Source organism: Phyllobacterium bourgognense, assembly GCF_003337575.1.
In the GTDB taxonomy this organism is placed as follows: Bacteria; Pseudomonadota; Alphaproteobacteria; order Rhizobiales; family Rhizobiaceae; genus Phyllobacterium; species Phyllobacterium bourgognense.
In genome coordinates this window covers 107,962-127,474 of record NZ_QPJM01000001.1, presented here as the reverse complement: position 1 = coordinate 127,474, position 19,513 = coordinate 107,962, and the positions used below count along the sequence as shown (strand labels likewise).

Below are 19,513 nucleotides of genomic sequence, written 5' to 3'. Positions count from 1 at the left end.
AGCCAGTCCTTAAATGAGACGTTCAAGCGGTCCAGCCGGGAGGGACAACTCCAGTCCCTTGGCAAAAATGACCCAGATTATAAATGACAAAACAATACCGATGGGAACCGTCATCCAGAGCGGCCCCTTGCCGAATCCGCGCGCAGTAGCGGCGAAAAGCAGTCCTGTCGCAATGGCAAAGCCCGTTATATGCAAAAGCAGCATCTGGGCGACGAGACCACCCACGATCCAGACAACAGGCTGGATCCGCTGTTCCTCGCGTTCGGGAAAATCACCGCGCATGGCCTCGAACGCAGTCCAAATCGCAAGTATGAAAAGACCGCCGGCAATCGCATAAGGAAACACTGCCGGACCGATGCGTGTCGCGCTGCCGCCAACGGCGGTGGCCGTACTATAGGCGATGATCGCAGCAACAATTGCGATACCGGCGGCAATTGCCAGCGCCGCCCGATCAGGGCGGCGCGCTTCGGAACTCGGTGTCTCTTGGGTCATTTCACGAGGCCAATATCTTTCAGAATAGCTGCTGTTGCTTCGGTATCCTTTTTCAATTGAGCCTTGAACGCGTCACCGGCAAGATAAGTATCGGCCCAGCCCTTGGCTTTGAGCTGTTCCTGCCAGGTCTTTGACTTTACCAGTTTTTCGACGTCTGCACTGATCGCCGCTTCCTGTTCCGGTGTGATACCGGGAGGGGCTGCGATCATACGCCAATTCTGTATGGCGACATCCACACCACCTTCCTTGAAGGTCGGCGCATCAATGCCTTCAACCTTTGCATCGCTGGAAATACCAATGATGCGCAGCGCGCCGGACTTAATCTGCGATTCGAATTCGCCGTAACCGGAAATGCCAACCGTAACCTGACCGCCAAGGAGTGCAGCCAGAGCTTCACCACCACCGGAGAAGGCAACGTAATTGATCTTCGTTGGATCGACACCAACAGCCTTTGCAATCAGGCCAGCAGTGATCTGATCAGTGCCGCCGGCCGAGCCACCTGCCCAGGAAACCGCTCCAGGGTCAGCCTTCAGCTTTTCGACCAGTTCAGCCATCGTCTTGATCGGCGACGCCGCCGGTACAACGACAGCCTCGAACTCACCTGTCAGACGAGCGATCGGTGTAACCTGTTCCAGCGTTACTGGCGATGCGTTGGTCAAAATGGCGCCCACCATGACATAGCCGCCAACCATGAGCTGCGAAGGATCGCCCTTGGCCGAGTTGGCGAATTGCGCCAAGCCAATAGTACCGCCCGCACCGGGAACGTTCACAACCTGAACGCTGCCGGAAATCTTCTCGTCCTGCAGTGAACTCTGGATCGTGCGAGCAGTCTGATCCCAACCGCCGCCTGGCGCTGCTGGTGCCATGATTTTATAGTCGGCGGCAATGGCCTGGCCGGACAAAATGATCGTCCCGGCGGCCGCAAAAGCAAGCAATATCTTATGCATTCTGGAAGTCCTCCCATGACGGCCGTCGGCCGCCTGTTTTTTAAACACTGAAGAAAACGGGAAGATGCCGACGCGTGTTAAACCGGATGGCAGATACCAATCCTTGGTTCGACAACTTTGATATACGGACAGCCTCCCAGCGGTCTCCTCATCCTTAAAATGATACTAGGAAACTGTCAGGAAGCTGTCACGTGAAATGACGAATTAACCGCGATCGCATCGCAGATTGATATTAGGTCGCGACCTACAGGCGCAAAAAGGTCAGGTAAGCACCGATACGGCCTTCGCGATGGGCCTTCTGTTCGTAACGAGTGCCTGGCCACGCTTCATAAGGCGTATGCCAGTCGGCGGCAGTCTCCGCCTGCCACTCAAATTGCCCGTGCGCGTGGCAATGTTGCAGTGTCCAGTTTACATAAGTGTCGATGTCGGAAGCAAACCGGAAGCGACTTCCGGACTTCAGTACGCGAGCAAAACGGTCGAGATTCTTTTGACTGACAAAGCGGCGTTTCCAGTGCTTCTTCTTCGGCCAAGGATCGGGATAGAACAGATCAATTCCGTCCAAGGAGTTGTCTGGCAACCAGTCAAGGACCTGTGTTGCATCATCATCATAGAGCCGAATATTCAGTATTGGATCTTCATGGAGATCGACGACGAGTTTCGCCATGCTGTTGATGAACGGTTCCACGCCGATGAATCCGGATTGCGGACAACGCCGCGCCTCATGCAACAGGTGTTCGCCGCCGCCAAAGCCAATTTCCATTCGGACTGTTTCAACCTCCGCAGAAAACAAACTGCGGAGGTCGCCGGGTGCTCGCGCACCAATGTCAAGCTTGAGCAGTGGCAAGAGCTCATCGCGGATGGAGCGCTGCAAAGGACGCAGCGCTTTACCGCTTCTTCTACCGAAGAAAGCCTCAGTTGAACGCTCGCGCCGTGCCTCAGTCATGGGATTGCAATGGCCGCTCAAGCGGCCAGAGCAGACTTCAACTGCTTGGCCAGATCGGTCTTCTCCCAGGAGAAAGAGCCATCGCGACCGGGCTTGCGGCCAAAATGGCCATAGGCGGACGTCTTGGCATAGATCGGCTTGTTTAGATCGAGATGCTTGCGGATGCCAGATGGCGAAAGGTCCATGACCTTGCGCAGCGCGGCTTCCACCTGATCCTCATTCACGCTGCCAGTTCCGTGCAGATCAACATATACCGACAGCGGCTGGGCAACGCCAATCGCATAGGAGAGCTGGATCGTGCAGCGATCGGCAAACCCGGCGGCAACGACGTTCTTCGCAAGGTAGCGGGCAGCGTAAGCGGCGGAACGATCGACCTTGGTCGTATCCTTGCCTGAGAATGCACCACCCCCATGAGGCGCTGCACCACCATACGTGTCGACGATAATCTTGCGGCCCGTCAGACCAGCATCCCCATCGGGCCCGCCGATAACGAACTTGCCGGTAGGATTGATGTACCAGACACAATCGTCCGCGATCTTCAGATCGCCCATCGCTTCGCGGATATACGGCTCAACGACCTTGCGAACCTTCTTGGAATCCCAGCTCGCATCCATATGCTGCGTCGAAAGCACGATCTGCGTAGCTTCGGCTGCAACGCCGTCCACATATCGTACGGTAACCTGGCTCTTGGCATCCGGTCCGAGCTTGCCAGCTTCGCCCTCGCCCTTGTGGCGAGCACCAGCCAGAAGTTCTAAAATTTTGTGGGAATAATAGATCGGAGCTGGCATCAGGTCCGGTGTCTCGCGGCAGGCATAGCCGAACATGATCCCTTGATCACCAGCACCTTCTTCGCCCTGGCGGTCGGCCGCATTATCGACGCCCTGTGCAATATCAGCGGATTGCGGGTGCAGGAGCACTTCTATCTTTGCCGTCTTCCAGTTGAACCCATCCTGCTCATAACCGATATCGCGGATGGCGCGGCGCGCAGCGGCACGAAAGCGCGAGGGATTTATGATCGGATGTCCCTTGGCATCCTTCAGCACGACGCCGTCCTTGTCTTTCTTCAGCAGTGTGTCAGGCACACGCACTTCGCCGGCGATCACGACGCGGTTGGTGGTTGCCAGCGTTTCGCAAGCAATGCGCACAGTCCACGGGTCAACGCCTGTTTTCTTTGCCTCTTTGTAGATCATGTCTACGATTTCATCGGAAATGCGGTCACAGACCTTGTCTGGATGACCTTCAGATACGGACTCACTGGTAAAAAGATAAGAACTGCGTGTCACGGGGAACCCCTCTTGAAAGCGAACGAATGCTCAATCAGCAAAGTCTGAATTGGGCAGCGTAGTCTTTGCCAAGGTCGAAGGGATCAGTCAATTGCTTTCGTTTTCAAACAAATGGCAGTTTGAGAATTTTTTTCTAAAGCGTGAGAATGCGCTTTCATCTCTGAACACGCATTTCGGCTGATTATTCTTCTTCGTGACCCAATGTACGGACAAGATCGAGAATTTTCCGCCTTATCTTGGCATCGCCGATTTTGGCGAATGCACGAGCAAGCTGAATTCCCTCGGAACTATTAAGAAAGCCGACGACATATGTGGTCTCGCTCTCCTCTTCGAACCCCTTGGGCTTATCGGATTGGCCAGGCATGTCGTCAAAGAAAAATGTGACAGGAACATTGAGAATATTCCCGATAGCCTGCAAGCGGCTGGCGCCGACCCGGTTCATGCCCTTTTCGTATTTCTGTATCTGCTGAAATGTTATTCCAAGACTTTCACCAAGCTTTTCCTGGCTCAATCCAATCATGTTGCGCCGCAACCTAATGCGTGCACCCACGTGTACGTCTACTGGGTTTGGTCTCTTCTTATTAGTATCAGTCATAAAAATCTCATTCGTATGAAATGAAGCTTAAAACGAATTTTATCATCAATGTATCAACGGTCCAAATAAGGCTTTATTCGATAGGTCCACGTCCGAAATGTCAACCAACCCTCGCTCTATGGCGAGAAAAATAAGCCAGCGTTACAACCAGAACAATGCCAATTACAATCCAGAATTGAAAATGGAGCGCACCGGCACGAATTGGTAGTTCCACTTTCGTTGGAAGAGCGACATCGATCACGCCAACGGCGTCGAGTGCCAACGCATCGATGATTCGGCCGTACGGATCTACAACACCAGAGACTCCGTTGTTGGCAGCCCTTATAAGAGGCAATCCCTGCTCCACTGCGCGCAATTGAGCCTGCCGGAAATGCTGGTAAGGACCCGGAGTGTCTCCATACCAAGCATCGTTAGTGACGTTGACAATGGCATCTGCAGGCGGTCCTTCATAGGACATTTCGGCTGGAAAAATCGCCTCGTAGCATATGAGAGGCAAGGCGGTAAAATTGTCTCTCACGGTAAGCGAACGACGGGTTGCCGCAGCTGTGAACCCGCCGGGCAGTTCGATGACTTCGCTGATGCCGAACCGGCGTAAAATGTTCTCGAGTGGTACATACTCTCCAAAAGGGACGAGGTGGACCTTGTCTGCAGCGCCGGTAATTTCTGCCTCGGAGTCGATTGCATAGATCGAATTGTAGTAAAGCGACGCATCGCTGCCGCCGGGTTCTTCCATTCGAATAGCCCCTGCCAACAGAACCTGATCATCCGATAGAACGTCGGCAATGCTCTTCAGTGCTTCGGGCGTCTTCGTCAAAATATACGGAACCGCTGTTTCCGGCCAAACCACGAGCTGTGGCTTGGGCTTTCCATCCTTGGGCACCTCGCCGGTCATGGCGAGATATTTGTCGATTATGCCCCGCCGTGCGTCGGCATCCCATTTGAGATCCTGCGCGATCGATGGTTGGACGACACGCACTTGCAGCCCTTTGGCTTCGACCTTTGCATTGCTGAGCCGATATACGCCGAATCCCACGTGGGCGGATATCAGGACGAGGGCGAGAATGGTCCCGCTTCTGAGACCATGCCGACCCACCAGCAGCGCAGGCATGGAAAAAACGATCACAGCCAGCGTATTCATCCCCAGCAGCCCGACGATGACGGATGATTGCATCAGAACCGGTACCGGCATAGCCGCATAGCCTATGGCGTTCCATGGAAAGCCCGTCAGAACGAACGATCGCAGCCATTCTGCGATGCCAAAGCCAAAGGCAAGTGCGAATATCCGGCCAAGGCCATCACTCCACAACAGCCGTGCGAGCGCCGTTGCAAAGGCGTAAAAGATGGCAAGAACGGCCGGAAGCCCGAGAATCGCAAAAGGGATAGCCCAGGCGAAATTTGCAGCGTCGACAAGCAGGGCATTGCCGATCCACCAGAGCCCGAATACGAAATAGCCAAAGCCGAACCACCAGCCCACCATGGCGGCGGGTAAGAGACGGCGGATCGGCCCGGCGCCAGCATTGTCGACGGCCCCATCAATAAGCCAGACAAGAACCGGGAACGATATGAAACAAACGGCAAAGAAATCATAGGGCGGAAGCGCAAAGCTTGCGAGCGCGCCCATAAGGAACGCCAGCACGACCCGCCTCCAGCCCGACAGGAGAATAATTTTTCCGGGCAGCCGCTGGACTACCCCTGCCTCCTTTTCGGCTCGGGATATTGTGACATTCACGGACGCGACACGAGCAAAACGATCATTGGCCATGATCCGACGGCTGATCCGCAGGATCTTCTTGTTTGGCGAGGCGAGCTGGGCGGCGTTCCGCATGGCGTAGAGGCACGATACGCACCTTGCGAATGCGGCGGGGGTCAGCTTCCAACACGTGAAACTCATAGCCGGGGACCGCCTGCACCATCTCGCCGCGCACCGGAATACGGCCGAGGATCGAGAAGATCAGTCCGCCGACCGTGTCGACATCCTCACCGTGTTCACCAATGACGAAGCCAGTGCCGATCTTTTCGGAGACCTCATCGAGATCGGCGCGAGCATCGGCAATGAAAACACCTTCCGGGTCTTCAATGAGCATCACTTCGTCGTCGTCATGCTCGTCTTCGATATTGCCAACGACCATCTCGACGATGTCTTCCAGTGAAACCAGACCGTCGGTTCCGCCATACTCGTCAATGACAAGAGCAATCTGGATGCGTTGCGCCTGCATTCGGCCCATCAAATCGTTGGCTAGCATCGACGGCGGCACAAACAGGATCGGCCGCATCAAACTCAGGTCAGAAATGGTTTTGGTCAAGTCGACGTTGGACAGGTTGAACTTTGCCGCAGCAGGTATCTTGGACACCCGGGCAGCTGTCCTTCGCGGTTTGATCCTAGAAATATTGGTGATGTGATTGACCACATCACGAATATGAACCATGCCGCGCGGGTCATCGAGCGTCTCCGCGAAAACCGGCATACGCGAATGACCAGACTTTTCAAAAACCTCCAACAGGTCGCCAAGCGTAGTGGAAATCTCTACGGCCTCGATATCGGAACGCGGGATCATGACGTCTTCCACGCGCAACTCCCGCAGACGCAGGATATTATGCAGCATGGCACGTTCTTCAGGCGAAAACGCCGTGTCGCCGTGATGGCTCTCGGCCAGCGCAGCATCGAGGTCTTCCCGCAGGGACGTTCCTGGACGGGCGCGGAGAAATGGAAAAATTGCGGAAAGCAGCGAGCGCTTTTCTGGACTTTGCGCTCTGGTAGTACTTTGCCCTTCGGCATCACTCTCCTGCCCCGATATTCCCCTTGAGGGAACGGCGGCAGAATCGTTCTGGTGCGACGTGTCAGACATGGTCCTCAATCGAATTGATCGTCAATGACGGATAGCGCATATGGGTCCGGGATGGCAAGACGTTCAAGGGCTTTGCGTTCAAGTCCTTCCATCTCCTCCGCTTGCGTCTCGTTGAGATGATCATAGCCGAGCAAATGCAGAAATCCATGAACGATGAGATGGCTGAGATGGTGATTGAAAGGCTTGCCCTCGTCCAAAGCTTCGCGCGCCACTGTTTCGCGTGCAATGACAATGTCGCCGAGCATTGGCCCAGGCTTCTGACCAGGCTTTAGCGCAAAAGCTGGAAACGACAGGACGTTGGTGGGCTTGTCCTTGTCACGCCAGTCATTGTTGAGTTCCTTGATCGTAGCATCATCGGTGAAGACGAGGCTGAGCTCACTCGCGGGCTGTTCCCCTCGCTCAAGTGTTCGCCACGTAGCAGCGATGGCATTGGTCGCCAGATGGCGCAACATGGATTCATCGCCCCAGCCGTCCGTTTCAACCAGTATGTCAATATCGATCAAGACAGTATCGCCAAGTGTCAGGGCTTGGCGCCTTCCTTGTCATAGGCACGGACAATCGCGGCAACCAGCGGATGCCGTACAACATCTACATCAGTAAAGCGCACGGTGACGATCCCGCTGACCCCATCAAGAATTCTCAGCGCCTCTACCAATCCGGATTTCTGTCCCGGAGGCAAATCGATCTGGCTCGGATCACCGGTGATGATCATTCGGCCGTTTTCACCCAGCCGCGTCAGAAACATCTTCATCTGCATGGCAGTCGTGTTCTGCGCCTCGTCGAGAATGATCGCTGAATGGGCGAGCGTACGACCGCGCATGAATGCGAGCGGCGCTATTTCGATTACGCCTGCCGCAATCGCCCGCTCCACCTTGTCGGCGGGCATCATGTCGTAGAGCGCATCGTAGAGCGGTCGCAGGTAGGGATCGACCTTTTCCTTCATGTCACCCGGCAGGAAGCCTAGTCGTTCGCCCGCCTCAACGGCTGGACGCGAGAGAATGATGCGGTCGACGAGACCGCGCTCAAGCAGCATCGCTGCGTGCGCGACGGCAAGATAGGTTTTGCCAGTACCCGCTGGCCCGACACCGAAGACCATTTCCGAGCGATCCAGCGCTCGCATATAAGCATCCTGCGTCGGTGTGCGGGCAAAGATCGTCTTTTTGCGGGTCGCTATCTGGGCTGCAGCCATCTTGCTTTTGTTTTCCATCGTCGGGAGCGTCAACTGGTCATCGGCGGCAATTGCCATGCGCAATGCGCCATCGACATCGGACGCGGAGATGTCATGGCCTTTCTGCAAAAGCTCGTAGAGCTGATCGAGCGTCCTGCGTGCCTGTTCTGTTGCGCCAGGTTCACCCCGAATGGCGAGCTGATTACCTTTTGAGCGAACATCGACACCGAGCTTCTGCTCGATGCGGGCGAGATTTTCATCGAATTGGCCGAACAGCGCACTCGCCAGCCGATTATTATCAAATGTCAGTACGATATGCGCCAGATCTGAAGCTCCTGAGGGAGCGGGTTTCAGTTTTTCGGTGGCGTTCAAACGGCTCTCCTGAATAAGTGTTCAGCCTTTTATATAGTCCCATTGCTCGCCGAGTTCATCTCCCGAATGCCGATCAGACTGTTGGTACCGGTGTCGATGATTCGTACCTTGATAATGTCGCCGATTCTTGGCCCGTGTACATCGATAATTACGGGTTGTAACCAGGGAGATCTTCCGACCATCTGGCCAGGTACTCTGCCGGGCTTTTCTATCAGCACATCCATGCTCTTTCCAACAAGGCTGCGCTGGAACGCGTATTGTTGCTCACTGAGCAAAGCCTGTAGCCGCTGAAGTCTCTCATCCTTCACCGCTTCATCGATATGACCAGTCATATCAGCACCGGGCGTTCCGGGCCGTGGCGAGTATTTGAACGAATAGGCTGCAGCATAGGTAGCATCGCGCACGATCTGCATCGTCGCCTCGAAATCTTCTTCCGTCTCGCCCGGAAATCCCACGATGAAGTCGCCAGACAGGGCGATATCGGAACGGGCAGCGCGAATGCGCTCGATCAAACGCAAATAGTCGGCGCTTGTGTGCTTGCGGTTCATGGCTTTGAGGATCCGATCGGAACCGGACTGCACGGGCAAATGCAGGTAGGGCATCAGCATATCAAGATCGCGGTGCGCGTTGATCAGTGTATTATCCATATCGCGCGGATGACTGGTAACGTAACGAAGCCGCACGATTCCGGGGATTTCGGCCAAGCGGTAGAGTAGCTTGCCCAAACCCCATTCGCGTCCGTCTGGACCCTCGCCGTGCCAGGCATTGACGTTCTGACCGAGCAAGGTCAGTTCACGCACGCCGGCATCGGCAAGCTTTTCAGCTTCTTTCAGAATTTGTGCGACGGGACGGGAAACTTCCGAACCACGTGTGTATGGTACAACGCAAAACGTGCAGAATTTGTCGCAGCCTTCCTGCACCGTCAAAAACGCCGTTACACCACGGCTTCTTGTCTGCTCTTTGGCAGGCGCAGGCAGATGCTCGAACTTGTCTTCTATCGCATATTCGGTCTCGACTACGCGCTCACCGTGGCGAACACGGGCCAATGCCTGGGGCAGACGATGATACGTCTGAGGACCGACGACGAGATCCACCACCGGCGCCCGGCGGGTGATCTCATCACCTTCTGCCTGCGCAACACAACCAGCAACACCGACAGTCAGTTCTCGACCCTCTTTTGCCCGCGCATCCTTCATCTTGCGCAGGCGGCCGAGAGCTGAATAGAGCTTTTCCGAAGCCTTTTCACGAATATGGCAGGTGTTGATCAGCACGAGATCAGCATCATCAGCGGTATCGGTCGGACTATAGCCTTCGGCGGCGAGGCTGTCGGTCATCCGCTGGCTGTCATAGACATTCATCTGGCAGCCATAGGTCTTCACATAGACCTTGCGCGTGTTCGCGAGTGCCGGCGAATGCGGAGCGGTGCCGGAAGCTTCGCCCGGCTCAGTTTTGATGTTCATGTCGTCCATTTGCAGGCTTCTAAAGCTTTTTGGCGTCGTTGAGAATAGCTGAGTCGCTTTCGGCGTCCGGATTGACAAAATCACGTCCCATCACCGAAGAACGTACCATTGCGCGGACCCGCTCTTCCATCGTCCGTGCTAAAGCCTTGCGATCACTTTTTCTGTCGATGACAACTGGTTCGCCAAACCATACATCGACGTCGATAGCGCCATCTTTGAGAAGACCAATCAAACTTGGACCTAGCGGCACGTCACCCGGCCAGGCAACAAGTGGTCTATGCGACCGTCCCATCGGTATGCCGTGAACCCGCGTATAGGCGATAGCCACCGGCTGTACAGTCACCGTTTCTGCACCCGCATCGCGGATGGCCACCTGCGCGGCGCCAAAAAGTGACGTCTTGAACGGAAGGACGCGGTTGCCATCGGAGGTTGTTCCCTCGGCAAACAATACCATGGCGTCGCCTCCGGCGAGCCGGGTTGCGATTTCACTGGCCTGATGATGGGTTTTGCCACGCTTTTCCCGTTCGATAAAGACCGTGCGTTGCAGCTTGGCCAGCATGCCAAACAGCGGCCAGTTCGCCACTTCCGCCTTGGCGATAAAAGCCATCTCGTGCAGAGAGCCGAGAATGACGATATCCGTCCACGAGGAATGATTGGCCGTCAACAGAAGGGGCCGTCCCTTTGCCATCTCGCCATGGATATGAACTCGAAAACCAAGGAGACGCCGCACGATCCGATGAAACAAAATTGGCGTGGTGGTGCGCGGCCGCCACCCCGTTTTTACAAACAGGAACTGCAGGGGTACCAAGAGTATTATAACGAGAACAAACGCCGTCGCCGTCACCAGAAAACGCAACCACGCGATCATTCAGCGGCTCTTTTTCAAATCACGGCGCATCGTCAAGGCAGCCGAGCGTCCTGCCGCCGTTTCATAGTAGCCCGGCCGCTTTCCAACCTGCTTGAAACCAAGCCTGCGATAAAGTGCAAGTGCCGGTATGTTGAGCTCATCGACCTCGAGAAACAACATGGTTGCGCGCGCATTGTGAAGATAACGGAGCGCTGCATCCATCAAAGCGTGGCCAAGACCCTTACGCTGTGACTGGGGTGCAACGGCGATAGTCAGGATTTCCGCTTCGTCCAATACGAGACGTGCCAGAATGAACCCGCCGGGTTGCGCTTTTCGGTTTCCCTCCTCCCGAGCGATAAACCCGAAAACCTTGTCGTCGACGATAAGGGTATGAAACTCCTCATCGCTCCACGGCTGCCGAAATGTCTTCTCGTGGATCCTGGCAAGATGTAGCGCATCCTCGGCAAGAACCGGCTCAATTACAAAGGATTGCGATCGCATGGCGTCGAATGGAAAGCCGATCATTCGACGATCTTTCTTTTCAGAACAAAGCCCTGCTGCTGCTTGACATCAAGACCACGCAGATAAAGCGGCCTTGGCGCTTCGCCGTCGTCCCTCCGCGATGCGCCGAGCCGCGCGAAGGCTTCTATGCTTCCTGTCGCCGTGGTCGCGGCAATGTCGAGAGGACGATCAAGCTCTTTTCCGATTAGAATTGCACCCGAACCCGCGAGCACGTGTTCACTGCCTCGTTCTTCCAGTTGTTTCACAATCAAGGGCAATGTCGTCACCATCGGCTCCGATGTCGCTGATCCATCCTCACCAAAAAATTGGGCATAAAGCTCGTCACGCCGTGCATCGATGATCGAAAGGATTGGCCTATGCGAAAATTGCTTGGCAGCATCATAAGCGAGGGCCTGAAGCGTGCTGATGCCAACTGCCGGACATTTCAGCGCAAGCGCGAAACCCCGCGCTGTCGAGACGCCAACGCGGACGCCGGTGAATGAACCCGGTCCGATGCTGACAGCAATCTTGCCAATATCCGCAATGGAAATTCGGGCCGTAGCAGCCACTTGCTCGATCGCGGTCATCAATCGCTCTGCATGGCCTTTGCCGATATCTTCGCTGGACGCTGCCAGTATAGTCCCGCTTTCAACGTCGAGAACGGCGACGGAGCAGAGATTGGCAGCGGTATCGAGCGCAAGTAGTTTCATGCGCCTCGCCTAAACAAGAATCAGCCAGCACACAAGTAGCGGATGTGGCAGTCCGGATATAGAACTCACGTTCCGCGCAATCCCCACCCATCTCCCTTCTATGAAATTGGACAGCTTCCGGCAGTTACATCGAAACTTTTTGCTACCAGTTCCCGACCAGACAGGTCACGTAACGAGATCGTCCACTCCCCGGAGACGAGCTCGAAGTCCCTTTCGAAAACCCACCCGGCGTAACGGCGCAGGGAGGTCGCACTGTCAGGCCAGCTGCTTTTCAGCATCGATCTGCCGTCCTCCGTTTTGATCATCGGATGGAAAACCACGACCGTTATTGGGAGGACAGCTTCACCGATACCCGACGTTCTGTATAAAACCCCGAAACTCGTACCGATGCAGGCCCGGATTTTCGTGGTTCGCGTGACATCGACTGGACCTTCGACCAGCCGGTTCACACCCGTCGGCGTATCGGATGAAACTTCGGATCCGACTTCTTTCGGGCTCGTCAGCCCCCAGTCGACGATCTCTACTGCCGAGGTTTGTCTTTCTTCAGCCAGGCCAGTGTTCCACACCATCACAGCGGTGAGGAACACAAGGTATCTGACGTAATGAGCCATATGTCCGTTAACCTAGGTCTGCTTTGCCTTCAACTCGAGCCGACGGCGATGCAAGACCGGTTCCGTATAGCCATTCGGCTGTTCGCGACCTTTGAAAACGAGGTCGCATGCCGCTTGAAAGGCAATCGAACCGTCGAAATCAGCGGCCATCGGGTGATAAAGGGGATCGCCAGCGTTCTGCTTGTCGACGACCGCTGCCATTCGCTTCAGCGTATCGAGCACTTGCGCCTCGCTGGCCACGCCGTGATGCAGCCAATTAGCGATGTGCTGGGCGGAGATGCGAAGCGTCGCACGGTCTTCCATCAAGCCCACATTGTTGATGTCCGGCACCTTGGAACAGCCGACGCCTTGGTCGACCCAACGCACGACATACCCAAGGATCCCTTGCGCATTGTTGTCGAGTTCGCGCTGAATATCTTCCGGTGTCCAATTGGGGCGGGAGACGACCGGTACGGACAGAATATCGCTGAGCTTGGCGCGTCCACGCTTTTTCAAACTGGCTTGGACCTCGGCGACATTGACCTTGTGGTAGTGGGTGGCATGCAGTGTTGCCGCTGTCGGTGATGGTACCCATGCGGTATTGGCACCGGCTTTCGGATGCGCGATCTTCTGCTCGAGCATTGCTGCCATCAGGTCGGGCATGGCCCACATGCCCTTGCCGATCTGCGCACGACCTGAAAGTCCGCACTCAAGACCGACATCGACGTTCCAGTCCTCATACGCGCCAATCCAGGCGGCCTGTTTCATATCGCCCTTGCGGATCATGGGACCGGCTTCCATCGATGTGTGGATTTCATCGCCCGTACGGTCGAGGAAACCAGTGTTGATGAAGACGACGCGTTCCTTCGCGGCGCGTATCGATTCCTTCAGGTTGACCGTGGTGCGTCGCTCCTCATCCATGATTCCCATCTTCATGGTGTTCGGCTGCATGCCAAGCAGCCTCTCGACCCTGCCAAACAGCTCCGAAGCGAATGCTACCTCTTCCGGACCGTGCATTTTTGGCTTGACGACATACATGGATCCGGCGCGGGAATTCGTATGGCGGCCGCCTGGTCCTATGTCGTGGAGCGCAGCCAATGCGGTAATCGCCGCATCCATAATGCCTTCGGGAACCTCATTACCCTGGCTGTCGAGGATAGCAGGATTGGTCATCAGATGGCCGACATTGCGCACCAGCATCAGCGAGCGTCCAGGTACGGTCAGAGGCTTGCCGTCCTTGCCTGTATACTCCCGATCTGCATTGAGTTTACGCGTAACCGTCTTGCCGCCCTTCTCGAATGTATCTTCGAGATCGCCATTCATCAGACCGAGCCAGTTGCGGTAGATGACAACCTTGTCTTCCGCATCGACAGCCGCAACGGAATCCTCGCAATCCTGAATCGTGGTCAGAGCCGATTCCAATAAGACATCGGCAATATGTGCGGGATCTGTCTTGCCAATCGGATGATCGGCATCGATGACGATCTCGACATGCAGGCCATTCTTTTCGAGAAGAATTGCGGTTGGTGCGGTTGTGGAGCCGCGATAACCGGCAAACTGTGCTTCATCCTTTAGCGCAGCAAGCTTGCCATTGGCCTTCAGAATGAGCTTATGATTTTCGATACTCAGACCGGAAACATCGGCCCAATGTGCACCATCCAGCGGCGCGCTGTCGTCGAGAAACGCCTTGGCCCAGGCAATCACCTTCGACCCTCGAACCGGATTGAACGCCTTGCCCTTGTCAGCGCCGCCGTCATCCGGAATGGCATCCGTGCCATACAATGCATCATAGAGCGAGCCCCAGCGCGCATTGGCGGCGTTGAGCGCATAGCGGGCATTCATGACGGGAACGACAAGCTGCGGACCAGCGACAACAGCAATTTCAGGGTCGACATTGCTGGTTGAAACGGCGAAGGCTTCGCCTTCTGGCAATAGGTAGCCGATTCCCCGTAGGAAAGCCTCGTACTCTTCTTGGCTGTAGCCGCTGTCGCGCTTGGTCTTGAAAAAATCGTCCAGCTTCTGCTGAAATGCATCGCGTTTTTGCAGGAGTGCGTGGTTTTTTGGGGATAATTCTTCAATGATCTGCGCAAAGCCAAACCAGAACTGCGCCGCATCGACGCCGGTACCCGGGATAGCTTCATTGGCCACGAAGTCGTGGAGTTCCTTCGCTACCTTCAAGCCATTGATCTCGATGCGTTCAACCATAGTTCGTTCCTTGAATTTTCGTAGGCCTACCCTTGAACACGCAGAAGCATTGTCAGTCAATTCTTCAATAGCAGCAGAATTTCGGGCCAAGTTGGAAAGAATGTTTCAATGCGCAATGCGCGGCCTGCCGGAAGCCGTTGCTATCACTACCGCTTCGATGAACTTGCGCTGATCCTCGACTGTGGCGGCGCTGACGTCACGAGTGATGCTGATCTGCGCTTCATCGGTTCCAGCTTCCAGGGCCAACTGCGCGACTTGATGCTCCAGCGTTGTTTCCGCGAAGGCCATCGATTCTTCTTCAATCTGGAAATCCCTGACGATCTCCCCAGCCATGACGCGGAAGATGCCCTCGGCGGGCTGGCTGATATGGGCCTCAACCGAAACACGGACCTGACCAACGACAGCGCCCAGAGCGTTGGCGACGTCGGTGTCTACGGGGACTATGCATTCTGTGCCAAGCATGTCACCCACGGCCGGATAATAGACCGGCGCAGAGGCTCCTAGTCCAATCAATGGCCGGTCTATGTCCAGCTTTGCTCCGGCAATCCCGCTCTGGCCCGTAAGGGCCCGCTGAACCAGCGGACTAGCCACCGTTTCCGGTCCCTCAAGCCCATCCTCGGCAAAAACCGTCTCGAGGACCACTTCGGACGAGCGCCTGATCAACGCATCATAGGTACGGTGGGAAACTTCCTCGGGGGTATCGCACAGTGGACGACCCGCGCCATCCTTGCGCCGTGCATAGAGTATGGCACCGTAACGTGCCGCCTCTGCATTCCAGTTATTTTGCAGCCCAAGAACGTGGCAAGCGTCTGACGGCGTGAAACCCGACAGATGAACCAAACCCCGCGCCACAAGTCGGTTGACAGTGGTCGCCTGGGAGATGGAACTCAAAAGCCTGTCCAGCGGCTGCGGTTCGGTTGTGATGCGTCCATATAGTTCTGCTTCATTTTTGCTCAAACCAGATGCCATTTGGGCCGGAACACCGGTAAGAAGCGCAAAACGCCCATCTAATCGGCCGGCAGTGCCTGCCTTTGCTTGCCGCATCAGATGGTCGATGACCAATGAGCCGTGATTGGCGGCAAGCAGCGACAAGGGCACGAGCCGTCTCGGGCCAAGCTTGATACCTGGAACCATGGCATTATCGTCGAGGGAAACTTCCGAATCTCCCCCAAGACCAAAAGTGTGCATGGCGACCGCCTCAACCATCGTACGGAAACCACCTACTGTGGCGCCATTGGGATCGAGCCGAGGTCGACCTTTGTTGAGAACAGCGACATCTGTGGTCGTGCCCCCGATGTCGGAGACGATCGCATTATCGAGCCCTGTCATGTACCGCGCACCGACAAGACTGGCAGCTGGACCGGAAAGAATGGTCTCAATTGGCCGATGCCGGGCAAAGACAGCAGAGACAAGGGCGCCGTCGCCGCGCACCACCATGAGCGGGGCGTGGATGCCGCTCCCATCGAGAAAACCTTCCGTTGCCGCCACCAGGCGGTCGATCATCGCGATGAGCCGGGCATTGAGAACAGTGGTCAAAGCACGCCGGGGCCCGTTCAATTTGGCCGAAAGTTCATGGCTGCAGGTAACTGGCAAACCGGTTTCTCTTCGCACGAGATCGCGAACTGCGATTTCATGTTCAGGGTTGCGCACGGCAAAATAAGCGCAGACGGCAAAACCAGTTACCTCCCGCATCAACTGTGGCAGGGCCTCGCTCAAGGCACTCGTGTCGAATGGCTGTGCCCGGCCATAAACATCATGTCCGCCGGGGATGAAGATGACGGGATCAGATCCGAGGGCCGTGCCAAGATCGGCCTTTTCGAGATCAGCTTTGGAGAAGCCGACCATGACGAGTACGATCCGGCCGCCTTGCCCCTCTACAAGTGCATTGGTGGCCAGTGTCGTCGACATGGAAACAAGCCGTATTTCGGCAGGATTAACCGATGTCTCCGCAATGATGCGCTTGACAGCGCCGGAAATGCCCACGCTCAAATCATGCCGTGTGGTCAAGGATTTGGCTTTGGCAATGACGCCGCGCTGCTCGGACCAAAGCACCGCGTCGGTATAGGTACCGCCGGTATCCAGCCCGAGGAAGATAGCACTTTCAGTTGTGAATTCACTCATGATGCCCTGCACTATTTGAGGCAGGGTTATCGCATGAATGGTCGGAGAGCTAGCACCATTCCGACCATTCTCTGCCGCAACCTTTCAAGACAGGTGGTCGTGACCGCGCCGGAACCAATCAAATCATATGGCGTTTCCGCAAGGTCAGGGAATCGCCATGTCATCACAATCAGCAACGACGCACGCTGGATCGAAGAAAGTGATCTACGCTGCGATCCTTGGCAATCTGCTCATTGCTGCAACCAAGTTCATTGCGGCCTTTGTTACCGGGAGTTCGGCAATGCTTTCTGAAGGCGTCCATTCCCTGGTGGACACCGGCAATGGAGGGCTGTTGCTTTATGGGCTTCGCCGCGCTGCGAGGCCCGCAGACAAGACTCATCCGCTGGGCCATGGACGTGAACTCTATTTCTGGTGTTTCATCGTGGCACTGCTCGTCTTTGCGGTCGGTGCCGGCGTGTCCTTTTACGAAGGGATCATTCATATCCTGGATCCTGAACCTGTCGCCAACCCGATCGTGAACTACATTGTGCTAGGCTTTGCGACCGTTTTCGAGGGAGCATCATGGTCCGTCGCCCTGAAGGAATTTCGTGGAGCGAAAGGCGACCTTGGCTATGTCCGAGCCGTACGGCAGAGCAAGGATCCCAGTGTTTTCACAGTCCTGTTTGAGGACACGGCGGCATTGCTGGGGCTGGTCATAGCCTTTGTCGGTATCTCTGCTGCGCAAATCTTTGCCATGCCGGAGCTCGATGGCGTTGCTTCGATTGGTATTTCGTTTGTCCTTGCTACGACAGCGATTTTCCTGGCACGCGAAAGCAAAGGCCTCCTCATGGGCGAATCGGCATCACCTGAAACCGAACAGCAAATCCTGAACATCGCAAACAGCGATCCGGACGTTCAGAAGGCCAATGGTGTGTTGACTGTGCACATGAGCCCCAAACAAATCGTGGCCGGCCTCAGCGTCGAGTTCGAGGATCGCGTCCGGGCACCCGAAATCGAAGCCTGCGTGGAACGTCTCGAAGCCGCCATGAAAAAGGCCAATCCGGATGTTGTCACGTTATTCGTCAAACCGCAGACGACCAGTACGTGGAAGGCACGGCGTCAGAAGATCGACGCGGCTTAGGTCTTAGTCGTCGCCCTCTACAACCCGCAGGCGCAATTGACCCGTTGCCGAGGCAGCGGAACGTGTCGTTTCGGCATCTTTAAGAGGGTCGCCAACCGGCGCTTCGGCAAACTCCAGGGCTTCAATCTTTTGGCCGCGCTTGGTCACCTTGCTGGAAGAGACCAAAATGTCGTCGATATCCTTGTTCGCCTGACCGAAATGCGTTTGCAAGCGGCGCACCCGGTCATCCAGTCGCACCACATCCTCCATGAGCCTTATGACTTCGCCCTGAATGAGATGCGCCTGCTCACGCATGCGGACATCCTTGAGGACGGCTTGAATAACCTGGATTGAAAGCATCAGCAGTGAAGGCGAGACGATCACGATGCGCGAGCGATGCGCCTTCTGGACCACGGCCTCAAAATTCTCATGAATTTCCGCAAAAATCGATTCGGACGGCACAAAGAGAAACGCCGTATCCTGGGTCTCGCCGTTGATCAGGTATTTCTCCGCCACGTCACGGATGTGAATCTCGACGTCCCGGCGAAATTGAGCGGCTGCAATCTTCTTGGTATCCGGTGTTTCCGACTCGCGGATAGCATTCCATGCCTCCAGTGGAAACTTGGCGTCGATAACGAGGTTTGGCGCGCCATTCGGCATCCGCACCACGCAATCCGGCCTGCTGCCATTGGAGAGCGTCGCCTGGAACTCATACGCCCCTTGCGGCAGGCCATCGGCGATGATCGCCTCCATCCGGGCTTGGCCAAAGGCCCCGCGCGTCTGCTTGTTCGCAAGGATTGCCTGTAACTGCACCACTTGCCCGGCCAGCGCCTGGATGTTGTTTTGGGCAGTATCGATGACCGCCAGCCGTTCCTGCAATTTCGTCAGATTTTCGTGTGTGGACTGCGTCTGTTCCGTCATGGTCTGGCCGATGCGGCTGGTCATACCATCGAGCCGTTCGCGGATCGATTGATTCAGTTCGGCCTGTCTTGATCCGAACAGCTCGGCCATTGTCTGCATCCGGCCTTGCATCTCCGACTGGCTTTTCAGAATTTCGCCCATACGGGCTTCCGCATCGCGCGCCCGGTCTTCTGCCTGGATCTCGGCGACCATCCGCATCCGGGTCGAGCGTAACGCTGCAATGACAGCGCAGAATACTATAAGCGCTGTTGCGACACCCGTTATCAGCAAGGCCATACCGAGCGATACAGAGCTCGAGCCAAGTTGAAACAAAGTCTGATCCAGAGAAATTGACGTTTCCATAATGTGCAGACTAACCGATTCGGACGGCAAATGTGAGATCAAAACGAGAACATTTTTATAAACGACTTTCA

The 19,513-nt window shown here is 55.7% G+C and carries 18 protein-coding genes; 1 reads left to right on the top strand and 17 read right to left on the bottom strand.

Translation table 11 applies throughout. The features are described 5' to 3' along the window. Positions 1 to 9: 9 nt before the first annotated feature. The 16 genes from C7476_RS00625 to C7476_RS00550 form a co-directional block, all read right to left on the bottom strand. A complete protein-coding gene (locus C7476_RS00625; protein ID WP_114427990.1) occupies positions 10 to 492 on the bottom strand; it encodes a tripartite tricarboxylate transporter TctB family protein in 483 nt (160 codons plus the stop codon). Next, on the bottom strand, positions 489 to 1,439 hold the full coding sequence (locus C7476_RS00620; RefSeq protein WP_114427989.1) for a Bug family tripartite tricarboxylate transporter substrate binding protein: 951 nt from the start codon (positions 1,437 to 1,439) through the stop codon (positions 489 to 491). Before C7476_RS00620 ends, C7476_RS00625 begins: the two co-directional genes overlap by 4 nt. A gap of 244 nt (positions 1,440 to 1,683) precedes the next feature. Continuing rightward, positions 1,684 to 2,382, bottom strand: a complete 699-nt coding sequence (gene trmB / locus C7476_RS00615; protein ID WP_114427988.1) for a tRNA (guanine(46)-N(7))-methyltransferase TrmB — start codon at positions 2,380 to 2,382, stop codon at positions 1,684 to 1,686. 17 nt (positions 2,383 to 2,399) lie between these two features. Beyond that, positions 2,400 to 3,665 carry a methionine adenosyltransferase gene (metK, locus tag C7476_RS00610; RefSeq protein WP_114427987.1) on the bottom strand — a complete coding sequence of 422 codons (1,266 nt, stop codon included), beginning with the start codon at positions 3,663 to 3,665 and terminating at the stop codon, positions 2,400 to 2,402. Between the two features lie 181 nt (positions 3,666 to 3,846). Then, positions 3,847 to 4,260, bottom strand: coding sequence for a helix-turn-helix domain-containing protein (locus tag C7476_RS00605; RefSeq protein ID WP_112526604.1), 414 nt, complete (start codon positions 4,258 to 4,260; stop codon positions 3,847 to 3,849). 100 nt (positions 4,261 to 4,360) lie between these two features. Continuing rightward, positions 4,361 to 6,085 (bottom strand): apolipoprotein N-acyltransferase, encoded by a 1,725-nt coding sequence (gene lnt / locus C7476_RS00600; RefSeq protein ID WP_342633324.1) that lies wholly within the window; start codon positions 6,083 to 6,085, stop codon positions 4,361 to 4,363. Next, positions 6,012 to 7,106 (bottom strand): hemolysin family protein, encoded by a 1,095-nt coding sequence (locus C7476_RS00595; protein ID WP_114427985.1) that lies wholly within the window; start codon positions 7,104 to 7,106, stop codon positions 6,012 to 6,014. Before C7476_RS00595 ends, lnt begins: the two co-directional genes overlap by 74 nt. Before the next feature lie 5 nt (positions 7,107 to 7,111). After that, positions 7,112 to 7,558 carry an rRNA maturation RNase YbeY gene (gene ybeY, locus C7476_RS00590; RefSeq protein ID WP_114428512.1) on the bottom strand — a complete coding sequence of 149 codons (447 nt, stop codon included), beginning with the start codon at positions 7,556 to 7,558 and terminating at the stop codon, positions 7,112 to 7,114. Between the two features lie 68 nt (positions 7,559 to 7,626). Continuing rightward, a complete protein-coding gene (locus C7476_RS00585; RefSeq protein ID WP_245425991.1) occupies positions 7,627 to 8,646 on the bottom strand; it encodes a PhoH family protein in 1,020 nt (339 codons plus the stop codon). A 29-nt stretch (positions 8,647 to 8,675) separates the two neighbouring features. Continuing rightward, positions 8,676 to 10,115: a tRNA (N6-isopentenyl adenosine(37)-C2)-methylthiotransferase MiaB gene (gene miaB / locus C7476_RS00580; RefSeq protein ID WP_425373925.1), complete on the bottom strand. Its 1,440-nt coding sequence runs from the start codon at positions 10,113 to 10,115 to the stop codon at positions 8,676 to 8,678. 10 nt (positions 10,116 to 10,125) lie between these two features. Then, on the bottom strand, positions 10,126 to 10,974 hold the full coding sequence (olsA, locus tag C7476_RS00575; protein WP_114427983.1) for a lyso-ornithine lipid O-acyltransferase: 849 nt from the start codon (positions 10,972 to 10,974) through the stop codon (positions 10,126 to 10,128). Then, positions 10,975 to 11,478, bottom strand: a complete 504-nt coding sequence (gene rimI / locus C7476_RS00570; RefSeq protein ID WP_114427982.1) for a ribosomal protein S18-alanine N-acetyltransferase — start codon at positions 11,476 to 11,478, stop codon at positions 10,975 to 10,977. It abuts the gene before it with no gap. Further along, a complete protein-coding gene (gene tsaB / locus C7476_RS00565) occupies positions 11,475 to 12,164 on the bottom strand; it encodes a tRNA (adenosine(37)-N6)-threonylcarbamoyltransferase complex dimerization subunit type 1 TsaB (protein WP_114427981.1) in 690 nt (229 codons plus the stop codon). The genes rimI and tsaB overlap by 4 nt, the downstream gene beginning before the upstream one ends. A 98-nt stretch (positions 12,165 to 12,262) precedes the next feature. Further along, on the bottom strand, positions 12,263 to 12,775 hold the full coding sequence (locus C7476_RS00560; protein WP_114427980.1) for a DUF3859 domain-containing protein: 513 nt from the start codon (positions 12,773 to 12,775) through the stop codon (positions 12,263 to 12,265). 12 nt (positions 12,776 to 12,787) lie between these two features. Beyond that, positions 12,788 to 14,959, bottom strand: coding sequence for a malate synthase G (locus C7476_RS00555; RefSeq protein WP_114427979.1), 2,172 nt, complete (start codon positions 14,957 to 14,959; stop codon positions 12,788 to 12,790). Positions 14,960 to 15,064: 105 nt separating this feature from the next. Then, the gene (locus tag C7476_RS00550) at positions 15,065 to 17,080 is read right to left on the bottom strand and encodes a hydantoinase/oxoprolinase N-terminal domain-containing protein (RefSeq protein ID WP_114427978.1); all 2,016 of its coding nucleotides are present in this window, start codon (positions 17,078 to 17,080) and stop codon (positions 15,065 to 15,067) included. Between the two features lie 157 nt (positions 17,081 to 17,237). Between C7476_RS00550 and C7476_RS00545 the strand changes: the two genes are divergently transcribed. Further along, a complete protein-coding gene (locus tag C7476_RS00545; protein ID WP_114428510.1) occupies positions 17,238 to 18,200 on the top strand; it encodes a cation diffusion facilitator family transporter in 963 nt (320 codons plus the stop codon). 3 nt (positions 18,201 to 18,203) lie between these two features. On the opposite strand, the gene C7476_RS00540 is transcribed toward C7476_RS00545, so the two are convergent. Further along, entirely contained in the window at positions 18,204 to 19,442 is a 1,239-nt protein-coding gene (locus C7476_RS00540) for a DNA recombination protein RmuC (protein ID WP_114427977.1), read from the bottom strand. Positions 19,443 to 19,513 lie beyond the last annotated feature (71 nt).